This window comes from Phytohabitans kaempferiae, from assembly GCF_042433955.1.
In the GTDB taxonomy this organism is placed as follows: domain Bacteria; phylum Actinomycetota; class Actinomycetes; order Mycobacteriales; family Micromonosporaceae; genus Phytohabitans; species Phytohabitans kaempferiae.
In genome coordinates, this window is the sequence record NZ_JBHLUH010000068.1 from 79467 (window position 1) to 99372 (window position 19906).

The following is a 19906-nucleotide window of genomic DNA, read 5'->3' on the forward strand; positions in this document are numbered from 1 at the left end:
TCTTCACGGTAGTGGCCCGACCGACAATTCCGCGGCGGTCGGCTCCGGTGCCCGCTTTTCGCCGCCCGCCGAGGCTTTCTCGCCCGACCGGTAAAGCAGGGTGACGAACGCCCCGGCGACCGTCACCACCGCGGCGACCCAGCCGGCCGTACGAAGCCCGGCCACCAGGTCCGCCGCCGGCACCGGGCCGGCGTGCACGTCGAGGCCGGCGTTGGCGACCGCCACCAGCGCCGCCAGCCCCACCGCGCCGCCGATCTGCTGCGCGGTGGAGACCAGCGCCGACGCCACGCCCTGCTCGCCGGGGGCGACGTCGGCGCCGCCGGCGAGGAAGAGCATCGGGTACACCATGCCGGCGAACAGCCCGAGGAACACGATGCCGGGCAGCAGCCGCCAGTACGACCCGTCAACCGACATGCCGGCCGCGACCACCGCCATCGACAGGCCGGCGCCCAGCACGCCGGTGAAGAGGGCGCCGCGCATGCCGAGGCGGCTCAGCAGGACCGGCAGCAGCTTGGCCGCGCCCACGATCGACATCACGCTCATCGGCAGGAAGGCCAGCCCGGCGCCGAGCGCGCTGTAGCCGAGCACCTCCTGCACGTCCAGGTAGAACAGGTAGTGCAGCGTGTTGATCGCGCCCATCAGTACGAAGATCAGCGCCACCGCGGTGACCAGGCTCCGTACGCCGAACAGCCGCGGCGGAGCGAGCGGGTCGCGGCTTCGCCGTTCGATCAGTACGAACGCGCCAAGCAGCACCGCTCCGGCCACGATCGCGCCCGCCCCCCGCGCCGATCCCCAGCCCGCGTCGGGTCCGCTGGCCAGCCCGAAGACGAGCAGCGTCGAGCCGGCCGTGGCGACCGTCGCGCCGGGCAGGTCGAAGCCGCGCCAGGTGCGGCTGACCGAGTCGGGGCTCAGTACGCGGAGCGCCGCGAACCCGGCCGCGAGCGTGAGCGGGACGTTGACGAAGAAGATCCACTCCCAGCCGAGGTAGTTGGTGACCACGCCGCCGGCCATCGGACCGACGACCGCGCCCGTACTCCCGGCGACGCCCCACAGGCTGAGCGCGCGGTTGCGGGCCGGGCCGGCGGGGAAGGTGTTGTTGATCAGGGCGAGCGTGGCGGGGAAGAGCAGCGCGCCGCCCATGCCCTGCACGACCCGGGCCGCGACAAGTACGCCGGGCGCGGCCGCCAGCCCGCCGGCGAGCGAGGCCAGCCCGAAGATCGCCAACCCGAGCACGAACATCCGCCGCGCGCCGAGCCGGTCCACCGCCCGGCCGCCGAGCAGCAGGAGCCCGCCCAGGCCGACCGCGTACGCGCTGACGACCCACTGCAACGACTGCGCGGTGAAGCCCAGCTCGCCACCGATGTCGGGCAACGCCACGTACACGATGTTGAAGTCGATCGAAATGATGAAGGAAGCGAAGATCAATAACGCCAGCCGGAGCCGGTTCACGGTAACCACCCATCATCTAAGTGCACGACTTGTAACAGCACCCATGATGTGTGACTCTGAAATCCAGCGTAAGGAGGCACTTTTATGTCCCAGGGAAACAGCGATGTGCCCGTGCCGGTCGAAGACCAGGCCTGCACCGTCCGCCAGGTGCTCGACCGGGTCGGCGGCAAGTGGAGCATCGGCATCCTGGTGGCGGCCTCGAAGGGGCCGGTCCGCTTCACCGAGCTGGAGCGCTCGGTCGAGGGCATCAGCCGCCGCATGCTGACGCTGACGCTGCGCCAGCTCGAGCGCGACGGGCTGCTGGTGCGCACGGTCTACCCGACCGTCCCGCCCAAGGTCGAGTACCGGGCGACCGAGATCGCGCTGGAGCTGTACGACTCGCTCGTCACGCTGACGACCTGGGCCGAGCGGCATCGCGCCACGATCGCCGCCGCCCGCGAGTCGTACGACCGGGAGCACGGGCTCACGCCAGTGAGTTGACGGCGGCGGCACGTTCGGCGTGGCGGTGGTGCGGCGGGAGCCGGCGCGCCCGGCCGGGCCGCGTCGAGCATGGCCCGGCCGCGGCCGCGTTACGCCAGCGCCACGTGATCAGTCTCCGGCGGGAGCCGGCGCGCCGGGCCGGGCCGCGTCGAGGATTGGCCCGGCCGCGGGCGCGTCACGCCAGCGTCGCGCGATCAGTCTCCGGAGCGCGCTGCGGCGGCGACGTTGGCGAACAACAGTGCCTCGGCCAGGCAGACCCGGGCAAACTCCCCGAGGTGGAGGCTCTCGTTGGGCCCATGCGCCTGGGCGTGCGGGTCTTCGACACCGGTGACCAGGATCGCGGCCCTCGGAAACATCTCCTGGAACGTTGCGATGAACGGGATCGACCCGCCCACCCCGATGTCCACCGGGTCGACGCCGTCCCACGCGGTGCGGAAGGCCGCCCGCGCCGCGTCGAACATCGGCCCGCTCGCGTCGATCACGCAGGGCTCGCCGTCGTGCTCGAACGTCACCTCGACCCGCGCGCCCCACGGCACGTACTTCTCCAGGTGCGCCTTCATCGCCGCGTACGCGCTCTTCGGCTCGTCACCGGGGGCGAGGCGGATGCTGATCTTCGCCTTGGCCGAGGGGACGAGCGCGTTGGGCGCCTCGCTCGTACGCGGCGCGTCGATGCCGAGCACCGCCACTGCCGGCTTGTGCCAGATCCGCTCGGTGAGCCGCCCGGTGCCCACAAAGGACACTCCGTCGAGCAGGCCGGCCTCGACGCGCAGCCGCTCCTCCGGGTAGTCGACCGGCGTGGGGCCGGCCGACGTGAGCCCGTCGACCGCCACGTCGCCCGCGTCGTCGTGGAGCGTGGCGAGCAGCTTGGCGAGTACGGTCAGCGAGTCCGGCACCGCCCCGCCGAACATTCCACTGTGGATGGCGTGGTCGGCGGTGCGCACCTCCACGAACATGTTGACGATGCCGCGCAGCGAGGTGGTCAGCGCCGGTACGCCGATGTCCCAGTTGGCCGAGTCGGCGATCACGATCACGTCGGCGGCGAGGTCGTCGCGGTGCTCGGCGAGCAGCCGCTCCAGCGACGCCGAGCCGAACTCCTCCTCGCCCTCCACGAAGATCACAACGCCCACTGGCAGGTCGTCGCCGTACGCCCGCAGCGCCGCCACGTGGGCCATCACGCCGGCCTTGTCGTCGGCGGCGCCCCGCCCGTACAGGCGGCCGTCGCGCTCCACCGGCTCGAACGGGTCGCTCTCCCAGAGCGACGGGTCGCCCACCGGCTGGACGTCGTGGTGCGCGTAGAGCAGCACGGTCGGCGCGCCCGCCGGGGCCGGCTTGCGCCCGATGACCGCGGGCAGCCCGCCGCCGGAGCGCACGATCCGCGTGTCGAGCTCGCAGCCGCGGAGAAGCTCCGCCACCGCCTCGGCCGAACGCTCCACGTGCGAGTGGTCGAAACCGTCGAACGCGATGCCGGGGATGCGGACAAGACGTTCGAGATCGGCACGGACTCCGGGCAGCTCGCGCGTGATCGCCGCGCGCAGCTCAGGCTCGCTCAAGGTCATGAGCGAATCCTACGTCCGGGAGCCGATGCCGCCCGGCGTGCCGCTACGAGCTGGAGCCGTTGGTGTCGGTGCCGTTGGCCGGCGGGGTGCGCGACTCGCCGCGGGCCGCCCGGGCCGCCGCCTCGCCCGCGGCGCCGAACCAGGCCCGCGCCCGCCCGGCCGCCCCGCCGGCCCACTCGCCCATGTCGCTCGCGCCGTCGCCGAGCCGCCGGAGCAGCCCGACCAGCGGGTCCTGCGTGCGGCTGAACTCCTCCCGGTATGCCTCCGCCGCCGCCTTGATCTCGGTCGTGACCGACGCGGTGGCGTCATCGTCCCGCCGCGGGTAGTCACCGTCGAGAATCCGCTGGTAATCCCCCGCGTCGATCCACTGCCGCAGCGCCGCCGCCCGGGCCACCGGCACTGGGTGGGTGCTCCACGCGGTCATGCGAATCTTGTGGAGGCTGTCACGGATGTCGCCGCCCCCGTCGTACTCCGCCGCCTGCTCCAGGAACGCCGCCGTGTCGACCTGCGACAGGTCGCCGCCGCCGGCCATCTTCATCAGCAGCCGCAGCGAGGCCGCCGGGTCCTGGCCGGCCAGCAGCCCCGCCCGGTCGGCGGAGAGCTCGGCCTTGCGCCACCACTCCAGCATCGCCGCGATGATGCCGCGCAGCGCGATGGCGCCGACTGGCAGCCAGCTCAGGTTGGCCGCCCAGCGCGTCAGGATCATCAGGATCGTCTTGTAGACCGCGTGGCCGCTGCGCACGTGGCCCAGCTCGTGCCCCAGCAGCGCGCGCAGCTCGTCTTGGTCGAGCTGCTGCAAGGCCGCCGTGTTGACCACCACGAACGGCTTGTCGAGCCCGATCGCCTCCGCGTTGAGGAAGGGCGACTGCCGCACGAACAGCTCGGGCAGCTCGGGGATGTCGAGCGACTGCGCCGCCTCTGTGTACCGCTGGTAGACGGACGGGTACTGCCGGTGATCGACCCGGATCGCCGAGGCGAGGTGGGCGAGGCGGAAGCCCCGCTCATTCCACATCCCGAAGAAGGCCTTGACCACGTCGTCGAAGCCCCGCAGCTCGCGCAACGCGGTGAGGGCTCCCCGGTCGGCGGGGTGCTCCCACGCCCGCGAGCTGATGCCGGTGAGCACCACTCTCCGCCGCGCCGGCGGCCCAGCCGGTGTCGCCGTCGCGCCCGCATCGTCTGACGTCATGGTCGCTCCCCCGGGTAGGTGTGATGCCACTTCTGCCGATGTTGCCCCAGCCTGTCCACCGCGTCCATGCCTGGCGTCCCCGAGATATCCCTTAGGTGGTCGTATCCAGGACAACGTCGGCGTGGTGGGCCGTGGCGTCCGCCGCGAAGTGCGCCTCCTCGCCACGCCGCCACTCTTCCAGGTACGAAGCGAGCCTCCCACCATCGCGCAGATCCGTGCGGCGGATCCGCAGATCGAGCGGGGCGGTCAGGAACACCGCCAGCGTCAGCTCCGGCCTGATCTCCGCCCGCGCGGCTGTCACCCCCTCCAGCAGCACCACCGGTGCCGGGGCGACCTCTCTCCACTCCGGAGCGAAGCGCCCAGCCTCCCAGTCGTACGGCCGGTAGCGCCCCGCGCGCCCCTCCCGCAGCGGGGCGAGCACCCACTCCTCCAGCCGCGGCCAGAACGTCACCTGGTCGCCCCAGCCGTCGAGCAGGTCGTCGGTGTGCACGGTGGGCGTGCCCGGCCCGATCGCCCCGGCCAGCCGCCCCGCGAAGGTGGTCTTGCCCGCACCGCTCGGCCCGTCTACCGCCACCAGCCGCGTCTCACCCAGTCGGGGTGGTCGCGCCCAGACCTCCCGAGCGATCTCCGCGATGGTCGTGCCCCACTCGCCGCCCTCGAACGGCTCGGTCGGCGCGGGCCGGTAGGAGCGCCCGGTCACTTGAGGGCCGCCGTGATCACGGGGAGCCGCGGCGGGCCGGACTCGATCAGGTGCCACAGCGCGTCGGTGTCGAGGTGCTCCTCCACCAGGTCGCCAAGCAGGTCGAGGCTCCGCTCCCGAGCCGCCGCGAACACCGTGTCGGGCGCCACCGCGAAGCCGCCCCGCCCGGCCAGCCGCGCCGCCTCGGTCAGAAACCGCCGCCGGAACTCGTCGGACTCGAACGCCCCGTGCCAGTGCGTCCCGAAAACGTTGCCCGCCACCGCCCCCTCGCCCCGCCCGTCGGCGCACCGGATCAGCGACGCGAGAGCGGGATCGGCGCGCGAGACGTAGCCATGGTGGATCTCGTAGCCGCGCACCGGCACCGACCCGAACGCCGTGCCCGACGACTGGGCCAGGACCTTGCGCCCGCCGAACGTCACCTCGACCGGCAGCAGCCCCAGCCCCGGCACCGTGCCCCGGCGGCTCTCCACCTCGTCGTGGATGAGCGTGCCGAGCATCTGGAAGCCGCCGCAGATGCCGAGCACCGGCCGCCCCGACGCGGCGTGCGCCGCCACCGCCTCCGCGAGCCCGGTCGCGCGGAGCCAGGCGAGATCGTCCACAGTCGACTTGGAGCCGGGCAGCACCACGAGGTCGGCGTCGGCCAGCTCGGCCGGCTCGATCGTGAGGCGCACGCGCACCCCCGGCTCGGTGGCGAGCGCCTCGGCGTCGGTGGCGTTGGAGACCCGGGGCAGCCGCACTACCGCCACGCGCAGCCACTCCGCCCCGCGCGGTGGCCCGGGGCGGCCGAGCACGCGGCCGTAGGCGAGCGAGTCTTCGGCGTCGAGCCAGAGATCGAGCTGCCAGGGCAGTACGCCGAGCACCGGCCGCCCGGTCGCCGCCCGGATCATGTCGAGCCCCGGCGCGAGCAGGCCGGGGTCGCCCCGAAACTTGTTGACCACGAACCCGGCCACCAGCGCCTGATCCGCCGGCTCCAGCAGCGCGACCGTGCCGAACAGCGCGGCGAACACCCCGCCCCGGTCGATGTCGCCCACCACGATCGCCGGCAGCCCGGCCCGCCGCGCCAGCCCCATGTTGACGAAGTCGCCCTCGCGCAGGTTGATCTCGGCGGGGCTGCCGGCGCCTTCGCAGACCACCACGTCGTACTCCGCGCGCAGCTCGGCCAACGTGTCGAACACGGCCTCGGCCAGCCGCGGCCGCAGCGCCCGGTAGTTGCCCGCCGTGACAGTGTCGATCGCCTCGCCCAGCAGGACCACCTGGCTCGACCGGTCACTGCCCGGCTTGAGCAGCACGGGGTTGAAGCGCACGTCGGCCGCCAGACCGCTCGCCGCCGCCTGCATCGCCTGCGCGCGCCCGATTTCGCCGCCCCGGCCGGCGCTGTCAACGACGACGGCGGAGTTGTTGGACATGTTCTGCGCCTTGAAGGGCGCCACCTTCACGCCCCGCCGGTGCAGCCAGCGACAAATGCCCGCGGTGAGGATGCTCTTCCCCGCGTCGGACGTGGTGCCCGCGACCAGCAGCCCGCCGCTCACCGCGCCCCTCCCGAAAGCCCTTGGCGGACGCGCAGGCCGCCGAGGCACCGCTGGCGGACGCCCAAGCCGCAGCGGCACCGCGCCCTCGGCCCGCCTCCCGCCGCCCGCTCAGCCACGCCGGCCCCCGCGACCGGGGCGAGCCACGAGACTTACACGGGCCGCGTGACCTGCACGGGCCGTGAGACTGGAGCGGGCCGCGAGGCCGGTGGCCGCGGCGACGCCGGCGGCGAGCAGCGCGGCGGCCGCGCCGACTGTGCCGGAGAGGCGGGCCGCACGGCGGATGTCGCGCGCCACCGGCCGCGGCCCGTCGCCCAGGAACGGGCGGACCTCCGATCGTCCGAAGTAGACATTGCGCCCGCCGAGGCGGACCCCGAGGGCGCCCGCCATCGCCGACTCGCAGTGGCCGGCGTTGGGGCTGGGGTGGTCGGCACCGTCGCGCCGCCAGACCCGCAACGTCTCCGCCCGGTCGCCGTCGACCACCGGCGCCACGGCCACGGTCAGCGCGGCGGTGAGTCGGGCCGGCAGCAGGTTGAGCGCGTCGTCCAGGCGGGCCGACGCGGTGCCGAACCGCGCGTACCGCGCCGAGCGGTGCCCCACCATCGCGTCGAGCGTGTTGGCCACGCGGTAGCCGACCAGACCGGGCAGCCCGGCGACCGCGCCCCAGAAGAGTGGTGCGACGACGGCGTCCGAGGTGTTTTCCGCCACCGACTCGACCGTCGCCCGTGCCAGCTCCGGCTCGTCGAGCGCCGACGGGTCGCGCCCGCAGAGGTGGCCGAGGCGCCCCCGGGCCGCGGACAGATCGGCCCGCTCCAGCGCGCCCGCCATGTGTGCGGCCTCACGTCGCAGCGTGCGCGCCCCCAGCGCCGCCCACGTGCCGGCCGCCACGAGCACGGCCCGCGTGACCGGCCGCCGCCGGGTCGCGACGGTCGCCGCCACGGCCGCCGCCACGGGCGCCCCGACTGCGATCGCCGCATACGCCGCGCCGGCCAGCCGGTCCGGCCGGTAGAGCCGGCGCTCCAGCGCGCTCGCCGCATGCCCGAACCCGGCCACCGGATGGAATCGCCGCGGATCGCCGACCAGCGCGTCTACGGCGAAGCCGGCGAGCATGCCAGCCGCGTTGGCCAGGCTCATCGGGCCTCCACTCCCGGGTCGCATGACCTCACCTCCTCAGGCAGCCTAGGGGTCTGTGCCGCCGATCCCGTCGGGCCGAGACGAGGGCCCGGCGCCGGTCGTCTGGACGGCCGATGATCGACAGGACCGACCCTAAGGTCTGCCCTCTTTATGCCAGCCAGGTGGCGGCGCCCGCGTGATCTGTGTGATGGGCCCCGCCGGGGCCGACAAGGGCTGGCCCCGGCGGGGAGCCCGTCTCGCTCGAGCGGGCCGGCTCCGGGCGAGACGGGCGGGAGCGGAGCGGTCGGCGAAGCGGACCGACCATCCCCGCGGGTCTGAGAGGTGCCGGCGGCGGCCCCACGGGAGGCAAAGGGCCGCCGCCGGCGGTGTCCGGAGCCCGGGGACGACCCCGGACACCACCGCCCTCCGGGCAACGAGTCGCCAGCCGAACCCGTCGGGCGGTCGTTTAGGCGGGCACCGGGGTGCGGCTCCTGCCGCGCCGGCCCCGTCCCGAACCTCCGGGCGCCCCCGTCTCGGGCAAGCCCACGTGCGGCTCCGCCCCGTCGCCCGGAAGCAGGTCGGCGGCCAGGTCGTCGGAGTCGCCGCTTTCCTCGGCCTCGTCGAGGTCGTCGGCGTCATCCGCCTCCGACTCGGTGGTGTCGCCGTCGTCCGGATCGGCGGGGACCGCGGCGGCGTCGAGGGCCGCGAACGGGTCGAACTCGTCGCCGAACTCGCGCCCACCGCGCATCGTCGCCAGCGGGTCGTACGCCGACGCGGGCGAGACCGGTGCCGCGGCGAAATCCGGGGCGGGCACGTCGTCGAAGGGGTGGTCGCCGTGCCGCACGGGCGCCTCGCCCTCCGGCACCGCCTCCGTCGCCTCGCCCCGCACACGGTTTTCCGCCTCGGCGTCCTCGACGGCGCTGGTGGCCATCGCCGGCCGGTTGCGCGCGAAGCGGGCCCGCCCGCGGGAGAGGTCGTGGCCGACGGCGAGCGCCTCCATCTCGTACGTGACGCGGGCGTTTCCCTCCGTGTCGGTCCAGTCGCGCGTGTAGAGGCGGCCGACCACGACCACCGGATCGCCGACCATCACGCTCGAGGCGACCCCCTCGGCGAGCTTGCGCCAGCAGCTGACCCGCACGCGCAGGCTGTTACCGTCGACCCACCGCCCACTCTCGCGGTCGAGGCGGCGGGCCGTCGAAGCGACCTTGAAGTGGGCCACCAGCGTGTTGCTCTGGCTCGTGCGGCGCCACTCTGGCGCCGTCATGACATTGCCGATAATGGTGATATTGGTGTCAAACATCGCGTCTCCCCAGTTGGGGTCCGAAGGGCCTGTGGTGCGAGTCGACTCGTACGAAAGCGTGGCCCGACGGGGAGGCGGGCGCCACCAGGTGACCGCCCGGTTGTGGAAGACCGACCGCCCTGTGGAAAACACCCTGATCAAGCGTGGATGTGCTATGCACCACCATGCCGTACCGTTCCCGAGATGGAAGACGGGGCAGCGGACGTTCTCGGCGTGCCGTACTGGAGCAGGGTCATCGAGCTCGGTCACGACGACGAGGGCCCCGTGGTCGCGACGCTGGTCTCCCGTCGCGCGCCCGCGCCCACCAGACGCGCGGTGCTCTACGTGCACGGCTTCGTGGACTACTTCTTCCAGACCCATCTGGCCGACTTCTACATTGAGCGCGGTTGGGACTTCTACGCGCTGGATCTGCGCAAGTACGGGCGGAGCCTCCGTCCCTACCAGACGCCCAACTTCTGCCGGAGCCTCACCGACTACTACCCCGAACTCGACGCGGCCGCCCGCATCATCCGCGCCGAGGACGGCCACGACACGATGCTGGTCAACGCCCACTCCACCGGCGGCCTCATCACCTCGCTGTGGGCCCACGACCGCCGCGCCGAAGGGCTGGTCGACGGGCTCTTCCTCAACAGCCCGTTCTTCGACTTCAACGCCAGCTGGGTCACGCGCCGCCCGATCGCGGCCGCCGTCGCACGCGTCGGCCGCGTCCGCCCGCACCGCATCGTCCCGCGCACGCTCTCCACGGTGTACGGGCAGACGCTCCACGCCGGGCAACGCGGCGAGTGGACGTACGACCTGGCCTGGAAACCGCTCCTCGGCTTCCCCGTCCGCGCCGGCTGGCTGGCCGCGATCCGCGAGGCGCAGCAACGCCTCCGCGCCGGCCTGGCGATCCCCGCGCCGGTGCTGCTCGCCTGCTCGGTACGGAGCTTCCGCGGCACGCAGTGGCACGAGGCGGCGACGCTCGCCGACGCCGTCCTCGACGTGGAGCACATGGTGCGCTGGGCGCCCGGCCTCGGCCCGCACGTCACGGTGGTACGCATCGACGGCGGCATGCACGACCTCACCCTCTCCGGGCCGGCCGTACGCGAACGGGTCTTCGACGAGGTGGGACGCTGGCTGGGCGCGTACGTCGAGCGCCCGGTGCGGATCGACGAGGTGAGCGGCACGGCGGAGGCCGTCTGAGCGTTACCTGAGGGTCCGACACCGCCATCGGCCGTAAAGCCGGTGCTCGTCAGCCGCGTACCTGGAAACCTAGTATGTGCTGGCCAGTGTTGCCGTCACGGCGCCGTGCGCTCGTAGCTCAGCGGATAGAGCAGCTGCCTTCTAAGCAGTTGGTCGCAGGTTCGAATCCTGCCGAGCGCGCCCCAAAATGTCCCCGAGTCAGGGCCCGGCCCTGGCCTGGGCACATGATCACGCTGCCCGTAGGTGAGCTTCGCTCGCGTCGAGTGACCGAACCCGGTCAGCCGGTCACGACCGCGACGATGCGGCTCGCCGATGGAAACGCGCCCCGGCCGATCAGCGTGTAGAGGCCGTACATCATCTTGCCGACGTAGACGCGGTCGAGGGCGACCCCGTGGCGCTCGCGGAAGTCGGCGATGAACGCGGACAGCTCCGCGCCACCCTTGGCAAAGCCTCCAAAGTGGAACTCGGTCTCGACGGACCAGTTGCGTGTCGCCCGCCGGTAGTCGGCTTGCAGCCGGCGCACCTCGTCGGCCAGGAAGCCGCCGCCCTTGAGGACGGCGAAGCCGAGCGCCCGCCGCTCGCCGGTCAGCCCGGCGGCGATGCCGGCCAGCGTGCCGCCCGTTCCGCAGGCACAGCAGATCAGGTCGTAGTCGATTTCGATCTCGGCCGGCAGCTCCGCGCAGCCGCGGAGCGCGAAGGCGTTGCTCCCGCCCTCGGGCAGAAGGTAGAAATCGCCGAACGCCGCCCGCAGCCCCTCCACCACCGCCGGCGAGCGCTTCTCGCGGTAGGTGGTGCGGTCGAGGTAGACAAGGCGCATGCCGCGCCCGGTCGCGTGGTCGAGAGTGGGATTGAGCGGAAGGTGCTCCTCCCCGCGGATCACGCCGATCGTCGAGAATCCGAAGTAGTGACCGGCCGCGGCGACGGCTCCGATGTGGTTGGAGTACGCCCCGCCGAAGGTCAGCAAGGTGTCGTGGCCGTGGGCCCGCGCGGTGGAGAGGTTGTATTTCAGCTTCCGCCACTTGTTTCCCGGCATCTCGGGGTGGATCAGGTCGTCGCGCTTGAGCCACACGCGTACGTCACGCGCGGCCAGCCGCTCGTCGGAGAGCTCCACAAGGGGCGACGGCACGGCGGCGGCGAAGTCGCGCACCGGGGCGGGCTCGGCCAGCACACGCACGACCGTATCCCGTCCGTGGCGGCGGCGCGGGCAAACGTTTTGGCGGATGGCGGCGACGTACGCGGTCGCTACGATCGGCAGACATGACGAGCGGGCCACAAGGCGCTTCCGCCAAGCTCGATCCCTCTATCGCGGCAAAGATCCGGCAATTGCTGGACCAGCAAGATGACCCCGACTTTGTACGCGAATGCGTGTGGCGTTTCGTCGACTACGCCAAGGAGATCTGTAGTCAGGCAAAGCGGGCCGCCCTCGGCGTGGTGCTCATCGTATTCGCCTTCGAGCTACTCAACCGAGGGCTCATCAGCGAGGCGTCGATAACCAACTTCAAGCTGTCGGAGCTTGGGTTTCTCCTGCCCATCCTCCCCGTCCTGGCAAGCTACCTGCTGCTGCGGATAGCCCTCTTGGAAAGGGAGTACGACATCTTCCAGGACATCTACCTGGAGCTTACGCGTCAGGCGTTGCCAGGATTCTGGAAGTCCGACCTGGACGTCCTGCTGTGGCCCAACATGAACCCGACCATAGGCCAGATACCAAAGTCGTTCATCGGGCGGGGCCGCTCCCTCATCATGCTGGGCTCCAACTTCGAGGGCGCGATCATCATGGCACTACCGGTGGTATTTCTCGTCCACGCCTACACGGAGCTTTTCGAGGACAACGGTTTCCACTCGGCGCCGGTCTGGGTCTCCTTCGCCCTTTCCGCCGGCCTTCAGGTCATGGCATTCCTGAATATGATCGTGAAGTCGCGATCATGAAGCCGCCGGCCGGTCGGATGGCCGCGCGATCTCCGCGACTCGGCCTTGACAGGACGTGTCCACAGCCCGACCCTTTGTGTTGACAGTCCTCTATATGGGAGGTCGCGAGTGGCCAAGGAGAAGTTCGAGCTCGTGTTCCTCGCCGGCGGCCTGCTGCTCGACGTGCTGGCAAACCGCCTGCGGCGCGACCCGGCGACCCCTCGCGAAGCGGTGGGCGCCGCGATGTTCACCCTCAACCAGACCTTCGAGGAGCGGCGCGGCCACCTCACCGACCCGCGGAGCGTGGCCGACCAGATCGACGTGATCAAGGCCGAACTCTGCTCCGAGGAGCCACACAAGCTGGTGCTGGAGGCATACCTCGACGAGTTGGCCAGCCGCGCCGCGTCCGACGACGACCTCAGCGCGGCGGTCGACCGGCTCCGGGAGGCTGTGCGCGGCTGGCAAGGGTAGCCCGCAGGCGGCGCAGCCCCTCCCCGATCCGCTCGGTGGGGATCGTAGACCACGCGCCCGCTGCGGTCGAGGCTCTGCAACGGCTCCAGCGGCCGGTCCTCGAAGCGAAACTCGCTGTCGTAGTCGTCTTCGATCACCACCGCACCGCGCCGCGCCGCTCGGCCCAGCCCACCAGGGCGGCCCGGCGGACGAGCGAGAGCGGGGTTCCCGTCGGAAACTGGTGCGACGGCGTCACGTACACCAGATGGGCCGCGGCCGGGATCGCGGCGACGTCGATGCCCTCCGCGTCCGGGACGCCGACCGCGAAGTCGTACTCCACGGTGGACTCTCCGGTCGCGAGCACCGCCAGCGAGCGCCACAGCGGCCAAGGGCGTACGGCCGAGCCGGTCGGGGCCGTGCGGGAGCGGAGCCGGCCGACCTGCTCGGTCGAGACGTACGTGCCAGCGCCGACCCTACTGACCAGGAACCCCTCGGCGGTCAGCCGCTCGTACGCCACGGCGACCGTGTTGCGCGAGACCTCGAGGCGCTGCGCGAGGTCACGGCTCGGCGGCAACCGCTCCCCCGAGCGCAGGCGCCCGTCCAGGATCGCGTCGAGCAGCTGCCGGTAGATGCCGGCGGCCAGGTCGCGGCGCCCGGTGAGGCTCACGTGGATGTCCATCGCCCGCAGCCTAACCCGCACGCCATCCGAGCGTGGGAGCGCTCTCACAGTTGGGCTGAGCGACGTTACGTAACATCTTGAGAGCGCTCTCTTGACAAGCCGGGACACCAACCACGAACCTCCTCCTGTGAGAGCGCTCTCAGGGAGCGCGGCACAGCGGCAGGAGAGGGGCACCCCTATGCGCGTCACTTCCCGCGGTCGCAGGTTCGCGGCCGTGGCAGTCGCCGTCTCGACGGCGACCTTGCTGGCCGCCTGCGGCGGCGATGACGGAGACAGCGGTAGCGGAGACGGACAGATCACACTGACGGTCGACGTCTTCGGGCAGTTCGGATACGAAGAGCTCTACAAGCAGTACGAGGCGAGCCACCCCAACATCAAGATCGTCGAGCGGGGCACCGGCAGCAACCTCGACGAGTACTCGCCGAAGCTGACCCAGTGGCTCGCCGCGGGCAAGGGCGCCGGCGACGTGGTGGCGATCGAGGAGGGCCTGCTCGTCGAGTACAAGGCCAACCCCGGCAACTTCGTCAACCTGCTCGACCACGGCGCGGGCGAGCTCAAGGGCAACTTCATGGAGTGGAAGTGGAACCAGGGGCTCACGGCTGACGGCAAGCACCTGGTCGGCCTCGGCACCGACGTCGGTGGCATGGCGATGTGCTACCGCAAGGACCTCTTCGAGAAGGCCGGCCTCCCCACCGAGCGGGACGAGGTCTCCAAGCTCTGGCCCACGTGGCAGGACTACGTGCGGGTCGGCGAGCAGTTCAAGGCCAAGAACACCGGCGCCGCCTTCCTCGACGCCGCCACCAACACGTTCAACACGATCGTGCTCCAGTACGCCGGCACCGGCAGCGGCTACCACTACTACGACACCAGCGACAACCTCGTGGTGGAGAGCAACCCCGTGGTCAAGCAGGCCTGGGACACCACGATGGACATCATCGACTCGGGCCTGTCCGGCAAGTACCAGGCATGGTCGGACGACTGGGTAGCCGCGTTCAAGCAGTCCAAGTTCGCCACGATCGCCTGCCCCGCGTGGATGACCGGCGTCATCGAGGGCAACGCTGGCGCGGACGCGGCCGGCAAGTGGGACATCGCCACCGTGCCCGGCAGCGGCGGCAACTGGGGCGGGTCGTTCCTCGCCGTACCGAAGCAGAGCGAGCACCAGGCCGAGGCGATCGAGCTGGCCAAGTTCCTGACCAGCCCGGAGGGCCAGATCGGCGCGTTCAAGGCGAAGGGCACACTGCCCTCCTCGCCGCAGGCGCTTGACGACCCGGCGATCACCGCGGCGACGAGCACCTACTTCAACAACGCGCCCACCGGACAGATCTTCGGAGCCGGCGCGAAGAGCCTCAAGCCGGTCTACATGGGACCGAAGAACCAGGCCGTGCGGACGGAGGTGGAGAACGCGGTGCGCACGGTGGAACTCGGTCAACGCAGTCCCACAGACGGGTGGACCGACGCCGTGAACAACGCGAAGAAGGCCGCTGGCAAATGAGCGCGAGGAGTGAGGGAGCGCCAGCGACCGAGCCCCGCAGTCGCGACGAAGGACAGGCTCAGTAGTGGCCACCAGCCTCGACATCCGCACCGAGCCCGGGACGCCGGTCACCCACCGGCGTCCCGGGACGCCCCGCCGGGTACGGCTGAGCCGCCTCGACGTGAAGTACTCGCCGTACCTGTACATCGCGCCGTTCTTCCTGCTCTTCGCGGTGTTCGGGGTGTATCCGCTGGCGTACACGCTCTGGGTCTCGCTGCACGAGTGGGACCTGCTCGCCCAGGACCACCCCTTCGTGGGGCTGGCCAACTACAGCGCGCTGATGAGCGACAGCGACTTCTGGAACTCGGTCTACAACACGCTCGGCATCTTTGTCCTCTCCACGGTGCCGCAGTTGCTGCTCGCGCTCTGGCTGGCCAACCTGCTCAACCGGCAGTTGCGCGCCCGCACGTTCTTCCGGATGGGCGTGCTGATCCCCAACATCACCTCGACGGCGGCGGTGGCGATCGTCTTCGGCCAGCTCTTCAGCCGCGACTTCGGGCTCATCAACTGGGGCCTGGGACTGGTCGGCATCGGCCCGATCGACTGGAACGCGAGCAAGCTCGGTTCGTGGATCGCCATCTCCACCATGGTCGACTGGCGCTGGACCGGTTACAACGCGCTCATCTTCCTGGCCGCGATGCAGGCGATCCCGCGTGACCTGTACGAGTCGGCAGCGATCGACGGGGCCAGGGCGGCGCGGCAGTTTTGGTCGATCACCGTGCCGCTGCTCCGGCCGACGATCATCTTCTGCGTCATCATCTCCACGATCGGCGGGCTCCAGCTCTTCACCGAGCCGCTGCTCTTCAACTCGGGCACCAACCCGATCCGCGGCGGGCCACTGCGCGAGTCACAGACCATGACGATGTACATGTTCGAGAACGCCTTCGCCCCCAACTACAACTTCGGGTACGGCGCGGCGGTCGCCTGGATGCTGTTCGCGCTCATCGTCGTCGTGGCCATCATCAACGTACTCATCATCCGAAGGGCGGCGCGGTCGTCGTGACCGGACTGTGGAAGGGCACGCGACTCACGTACGTGGCGCTCGCGCTCGCCGGGCTGATGTCGGTTTTCCCGATCTACTGGATGTTCGTGGTGGCGACGCGCTCCAGCGACGCGATGGGGCAGGTGCCACCGCCCGTCATCCCGGGCGGCAACCTGCCGGGCAACCTCGACCGGCTCTTCGCCAACGCCGACGCCCGCTTCGTCACCGGCATGGTCAACTCAGCCATCGTGGCCGGCTCGGTGACGATCTCGGTGGTCTTCTTCTCGTCGCTGGCCGGGTTCGCCTTCGCCAAGCTGCGCTTCCGCGGCTCCAACGCGCTGCTGCTCGTGATCATCGCGACGATGATGGTGCCCACGCAGCTCGGCGTGATCCCGCTGTACATGCTGATGACCGACCTCGGCTGGAACGATCGCCTGCAAGCGGTCATCGTGCCCGGCCTGGTCACCGGCTTCGGGGTCTTCATGATGCGGCAGTACGCCAGCCAGGCCGTCGCCACCGAACTGATCGAGGCGGCCCGCGTGGACGGCTGCGGCACGTTCCGCATCTTCCGGAGCGTGGTGGCGCCCGCGCTGCGCCCGGCGGCGGCGGTGCTCGGGCTGCTCACGTTCATGACCACGTGGAACGACTTCCTGTGGCCGTACGCGGTGCTCAACGACCCGGAGAACCCGACCGTGCAGCTCTCGCTGCGCGCGCTCTCCACCGGCTACTACCAGGACATGTCGCAGGTCTTCACCGGTACGGCCATCGCCACGCTGCCGCTGCTCATCGTCTTCGTCATCTTCGGTCGCCAGATCATCGGGGGGATCATGGAAGGCGCGGTCAAGGCGTGACATCCGCACGGGACCGTCCGACGCTGGAGGAGGTGGCGCGCCGGGCGGGGGTTTCGCGCGCCACCGTCTCCCGCGTGGTCAACGGCTCCACCACCGTCGCCCCACCGATCCAGGAGGCCGTCCGCCGGGCCGTCCGGGAGCTGGGGTACGTGCCCAACCTCGCCGCCCGCACGCTGGTCACTCAGCGGACCGACTCGATCGCGCTGGTCCTGCCGGAGACCGCCACGCGCGTCTTCTCCGACGACCCGCTCTTCCCTGGGATAGTGCGCGGCGTGAGCCAGGAACTGGAGGCGGCCGACCGCCAACTGGTCCTGATGATGGCCGGCTCGGCGGCCAGCCACGACCGGATCGAGCGGTACGCGATGGGCCGGCACGTCGACGGGGTCATGTTCGCCTCCATGCACGGCATGGACCCGCTCCCCGGCACGCTCGCCCGGATCGGCATGCCGGCGGTGTGCAGCGGCCGACCGCTCGCGGCCGGCGCGGCCGCCGCGGTGCCCTATGTGGACATAGACCACGTGACCGGCGTGGCCAGCGCCATCCAGCACCTGCTCGACGCCGGGCGGCAGCGGATCGCCACTATCGCCGGGCCGCAGGACATGGTCGCCGGCATCGAGCGGCTGGCCGGATACCGGCAGGCGCTGCGGGGCTCACGGCACCGCTCGATCGTGGCCGTCGGCGACTTCACCCGCGAGTCCGGCGCGATCGCGATGCGCCAGCTCCTCGACGACGACCCGGCGCTGGACGCGGTCTTCGTCGCCTCCGACCTGATGGCCGACGGCGCGCTGCGCACCCTCCGCGAGGCGGGCCGCCGTGTACCGGACGACGTGGCGGTGATCGGCTTCGACGACGCGGAGTTCGCCCGCTACACCGACCCGCCGCTCACCACGATCCGCCAGCCGATCATCGACATCGGCCGCGAGATGGTCCGCCTGCTCCTCAAGCTGGCCGAGGGCAAGCCGGTCGAGGAGGCCCTCATCCTCCCGACCCATTTGGTGGTGCGGGACAGCGCCTGAGCCGCGGTCGCCCAGACCTGCGAAAGAGATCTGAGCTACCGCGACGTCCGTCGAGGTCGAGACCGGTGCTCCCGCAGCCTCACCCGCCGCGGTTCACAATCGAACGCGATCCCACAGCGTCGTCTCCGCGCCCCCTCACCCGCACCGACGGCACGCCCGATACGGACGAGGCAGCAAAATCCCCGACACACGCGCCCTGGTCGCCCCTAGATGGGGTATGTCGGGGACATAGCCTCTTGCGGCCGGTTTGAATGGGCTATGTCCCCGACATCGCCCACGCACAACCCGGGTCCGGCGCGGCAACCCCTCCGGACCCGGCATCCGCGCGAACCGTGCATCCGGCGCCTGCCCTGGGCTGGGCTGGGCGCACTGGCGACCCCAGCCCGACCGCTTCGCCACCACGCGACACCAGGTCGGTCACGGGGCGCGGGAACGCGGGCTTGCGGACGCGGACGGTGAGGCCGCGGGAGCAGCGGCCTGGAGCGCGGCGGACATCGCGGTAGCCCGAATATCCTGGTTGTTCAGCCCTTCTACGGCTGTTCGTCGATGGGAAGCAGCACGGCAAACTCGGTCTTCCCCGGCTCGGACGTCACGCGGATGTCGCCGTGGTGCTTGTCGACCACGATCCGGTACGAGATGTCGAGCCCCAGCCCCGTGCCCTCGCCCACCGGCTTCGTCGTGAAGAACGGCTCGAAGATGCGCGGTCGGATCTCCGGGGCGATGCCCGTGCCGGTGTCGCCGATGGTCACCGTGACGTTTTCGCCGTCGAGCGCGGTGCGGACCGTGAGTGTGCCCCGCTCGCCCATCGCACCGAGCGCGTTGTCGATGAGGTTGGTCCACACCTGGTTGAGCTCGGCCGGGTAGCAGGGGATCTCGGGCAGCGTCGGGTCGTACTCCTTCACGACCGTCACGTCCGGCGAGATCTTCGCCGTCATCATGACCAGCGTGGAGTCGAGCAGCTTGTGCAGGTCGGCCACCTGGTGCGGCGCGCGGTCCAGCTGGGAGTACTGCTTGGCGGCACCGACCAGCGAGGAGATCCGGCCGACCGACTCGTCGATCTCGCCCATGAGCAGCTCGGTCTCGATCGTGTACACCAGCCAGCTCACCGCCGACTGAAGGTCGCTCTCGTCGACCGCCTCGGCGACCAGCTCCAGCCAGGCCACGTTGGCGTCGCCGGCGACCAGGGTAGCGGCGTGGTCGTACTCGAAGCCGGGCGAGAGCCCGCGGTCTTCCAGCCACTCGACGACCGCGTCCTCGGCCTCGGTGGTCTCCAGCGGGGTCAGCATCGGCGGGTTGGCGGCCCGCTTCACCGCGATCTCCTGAAGCTCGACGAGGCGGTGGAGCTGCTTGACGTTGATCTTGCCCTCGGCGATCATCGCGAGCTTGTGCCGCATGCCGGCGACCTTGTCGCGCAGGGTCGCGGTGGCCCGCACGGCTGCGGAGGCGGGGTTGTTGAGCTCGTGCGTCAGGCCCGCCGACAGCGAGCCGAGCGCGATCAGCCGCTCCCGCTCGCTGACCGCCGACTGCATCCGCTTCTGGCCCCAGAACATCCCCTCCATGAGGTGCATGGCCATCGGGAACCAGCGGCGCAGGATCGGGCCGAACTTCTCGGCCGGCAGCTCCATGACCTTCACCGGCGTGATGGCGAGCATGGAGTTGGGGTACTTCTGGTCGACCTGGTCGCCCAGAAACGCCTGGCTCGCGCCGCCGTACACGCCGAGCTTGTCGGTGCGCGTGACCTCGATCTCCTGCCCGTGCACCGTCCGGGTCAGCGCGACGACACCTTCCAGCAGCACGACGAAGCAGGTGGCGGGCTCGCCCTCGGAGTAAATGCGGCTGGTCGCCTCGTACTCGACCACCGAGCTGTGGTCGACGACCCACTGCAGCTTTTCGTCGTCGAGCGACTCGAAGAGAAAGAGCCGCCGCAACTGGTCCTTCGAGATCTCGCTCACTGTGTCTCCTGGTTCGCTCGCTCGTGCGGCGCCAAAGGCGACGTCTTC

General features: G+C 71.0%; 18 protein-coding genes and 1 tRNA gene. 9 read left to right on the top strand and 10 right to left on the bottom strand.

What is annotated here, in order from left to right; all coding sequences use genetic code 11:
• Positions 1-3 precede the first annotated feature (3 nt).
• Positions 4-1449: an MFS transporter gene (locus ACFFIA_RS31705; RefSeq protein ID WP_377257891.1), complete on the bottom strand. Its 1446-nt coding sequence runs from the start codon at positions 1447-1449 to the stop codon at positions 4-6.
• 84 nt (positions 1450-1533) lie between these two features.
• Here ACFFIA_RS31705 and ACFFIA_RS31710 point away from each other — a divergent pair, with 84 nt between their 5' ends.
• The gene (locus ACFFIA_RS31710) at positions 1534-1929 is read left to right on the top strand and encodes a winged helix-turn-helix transcriptional regulator (protein WP_377257894.1); all 396 of its coding nucleotides are present in this window, start codon (positions 1534-1536) and stop codon (positions 1927-1929) included.
• A gap of 194 nt (positions 1930-2123) precedes the next feature.
• Here the strand turns inward: ACFFIA_RS31710 and ACFFIA_RS31715 are convergent, their stop codons facing one another.
• The 6 genes from ACFFIA_RS31715 to ACFFIA_RS31740 all read right to left on the bottom strand — a co-directional run bounded on the left by ACFFIA_RS31715 (position 2124) and on the right by ACFFIA_RS31740 (position 9310).
• Positions 2124-3479 (bottom strand): dipeptidase, encoded by a 1356-nt coding sequence (locus ACFFIA_RS31715; RefSeq protein WP_377258164.1) that lies wholly within the window; start codon positions 3477-3479, stop codon positions 2124-2126.
• A 49-nt stretch (positions 3480-3528) separates the two neighbouring features.
• A complete protein-coding gene (locus ACFFIA_RS31720; protein ID WP_377257897.1) occupies positions 3529-4671 on the bottom strand; it encodes a M48 family metallopeptidase in 1143 nt (380 codons plus the stop codon).
• A 91-nt stretch (positions 4672-4762) separates the two neighbouring features.
• Positions 4763-5371 (bottom strand): uridine kinase family protein, encoded by a 609-nt coding sequence (locus ACFFIA_RS31725; protein WP_377257900.1) that lies wholly within the window; start codon positions 5369-5371, stop codon positions 4763-4765.
• Positions 5368-6900, bottom strand: coding sequence for a cobyric acid synthase (locus ACFFIA_RS31730; protein ID WP_377257903.1), 1533 nt, complete (start codon positions 6898-6900; stop codon positions 5368-5370). The genes ACFFIA_RS31725 and ACFFIA_RS31730 overlap by 4 nt, the downstream gene beginning before the upstream one ends.
• Before the next feature lie 108 nt (positions 6901-7008).
• Positions 7009-8031, bottom strand: a complete 1023-nt coding sequence (locus tag ACFFIA_RS31735) for a cobalamin biosynthesis protein (protein ID WP_377257906.1) — start codon at positions 8029-8031, stop codon at positions 7009-7011.
• Positions 8032-8476: 445 nt separating this feature from the next.
• A complete protein-coding gene (locus ACFFIA_RS31740; RefSeq protein ID WP_377257909.1) occupies positions 8477-9310 on the bottom strand; it encodes a single-stranded DNA-binding protein in 834 nt (277 codons plus the stop codon).
• 183 nt (positions 9311-9493) lie between these two features.
• Between ACFFIA_RS31740 and ACFFIA_RS31745 the strand changes: the two genes are divergently transcribed.
• Together ACFFIA_RS31745 and ACFFIA_RS31750 are read left to right on the top strand one after the other, a co-directional pair.
• On the top strand, positions 9494-10492 hold the full coding sequence (locus ACFFIA_RS31745) for an alpha/beta hydrolase (protein WP_377257912.1): 999 nt from the start codon (positions 9494-9496) through the stop codon (positions 10490-10492).
• Positions 10493-10599: 107 nt separating this feature from the next.
• Positions 10600-10672: transfer RNA gene (locus tag ACFFIA_RS31750), tRNA-Arg, on the top strand.
• A gap of 97 nt (positions 10673-10769) precedes the next feature.
• Here ACFFIA_RS31750 and ACFFIA_RS31755 read toward each other — a convergent pair.
• A complete protein-coding gene (locus tag ACFFIA_RS31755) occupies positions 10770-11660 on the bottom strand; it encodes a 1-aminocyclopropane-1-carboxylate deaminase/D-cysteine desulfhydrase (RefSeq protein ID WP_377257915.1) in 891 nt (296 codons plus the stop codon).
• An 89-nt stretch (positions 11661-11749) separates the two neighbouring features.
• On the opposite strand from ACFFIA_RS31755, the gene ACFFIA_RS31760 reads away from it, so the two are divergent.
• Together ACFFIA_RS31760 and ACFFIA_RS31765 are read left to right on the top strand one after the other, a co-directional pair.
• Positions 11750-12418, top strand: coding sequence for a hypothetical protein (locus ACFFIA_RS31760; RefSeq protein ID WP_377257918.1), 669 nt, complete (start codon positions 11750-11752; stop codon positions 12416-12418).
• A gap of 108 nt (positions 12419-12526) precedes the next feature.
• Entirely contained in the window at positions 12527-12868 is a 342-nt protein-coding gene (locus tag ACFFIA_RS31765) for a hypothetical protein (RefSeq protein WP_377257921.1), read from the top strand.
• Positions 12869-13001: 133 nt separating this feature from the next.
• On the opposite strand, the gene ACFFIA_RS31770 is transcribed toward ACFFIA_RS31765, so the two are convergent.
• Positions 13002-13526, bottom strand: a complete 525-nt coding sequence (locus ACFFIA_RS31770; protein WP_377257924.1) for a GntR family transcriptional regulator — start codon at positions 13524-13526, stop codon at positions 13002-13004.
• A gap of 178 nt (positions 13527-13704) precedes the next feature.
• Between ACFFIA_RS31770 and ACFFIA_RS31775 the strand changes: the two genes are divergently transcribed.
• From ACFFIA_RS31775 to ACFFIA_RS31790, 4 genes are all read left to right on the top strand, one after another.
• Positions 13705-15018, top strand: a complete 1314-nt coding sequence (locus ACFFIA_RS31775; RefSeq protein WP_377257927.1) for an ABC transporter substrate-binding protein — start codon at positions 13705-13707, stop codon at positions 15016-15018.
• Between the two features lie 64 nt (positions 15019-15082).
• The gene (locus ACFFIA_RS31780; RefSeq protein WP_377257930.1) at positions 15083-16060 is read left to right on the top strand and encodes a carbohydrate ABC transporter permease; all 978 of its coding nucleotides are present in this window, start codon (positions 15083-15085) and stop codon (positions 16058-16060) included.
• A 56-nt stretch (positions 16061-16116) separates the two neighbouring features.
• Entirely contained in the window at positions 16117-16890 is a 774-nt protein-coding gene (locus ACFFIA_RS31785; protein WP_377258167.1) for a carbohydrate ABC transporter permease, read from the top strand.
• Entirely contained in the window at positions 16887-17906 is a 1020-nt protein-coding gene (locus ACFFIA_RS31790) for a LacI family DNA-binding transcriptional regulator (protein ID WP_377257933.1), read from the top strand. Before ACFFIA_RS31785 ends, ACFFIA_RS31790 begins: the two co-directional genes overlap by 4 nt.
• Positions 17907-18436: 530 nt before the next feature.
• On the opposite strand, the gene ACFFIA_RS31795 is transcribed toward ACFFIA_RS31790, so the two are convergent.
• Entirely contained in the window at positions 18437-19858 is a 1422-nt protein-coding gene (locus ACFFIA_RS31795; protein WP_377257936.1) for an ATP-binding protein, read from the bottom strand.
• Positions 19859-19906 lie beyond the last annotated feature (48 nt).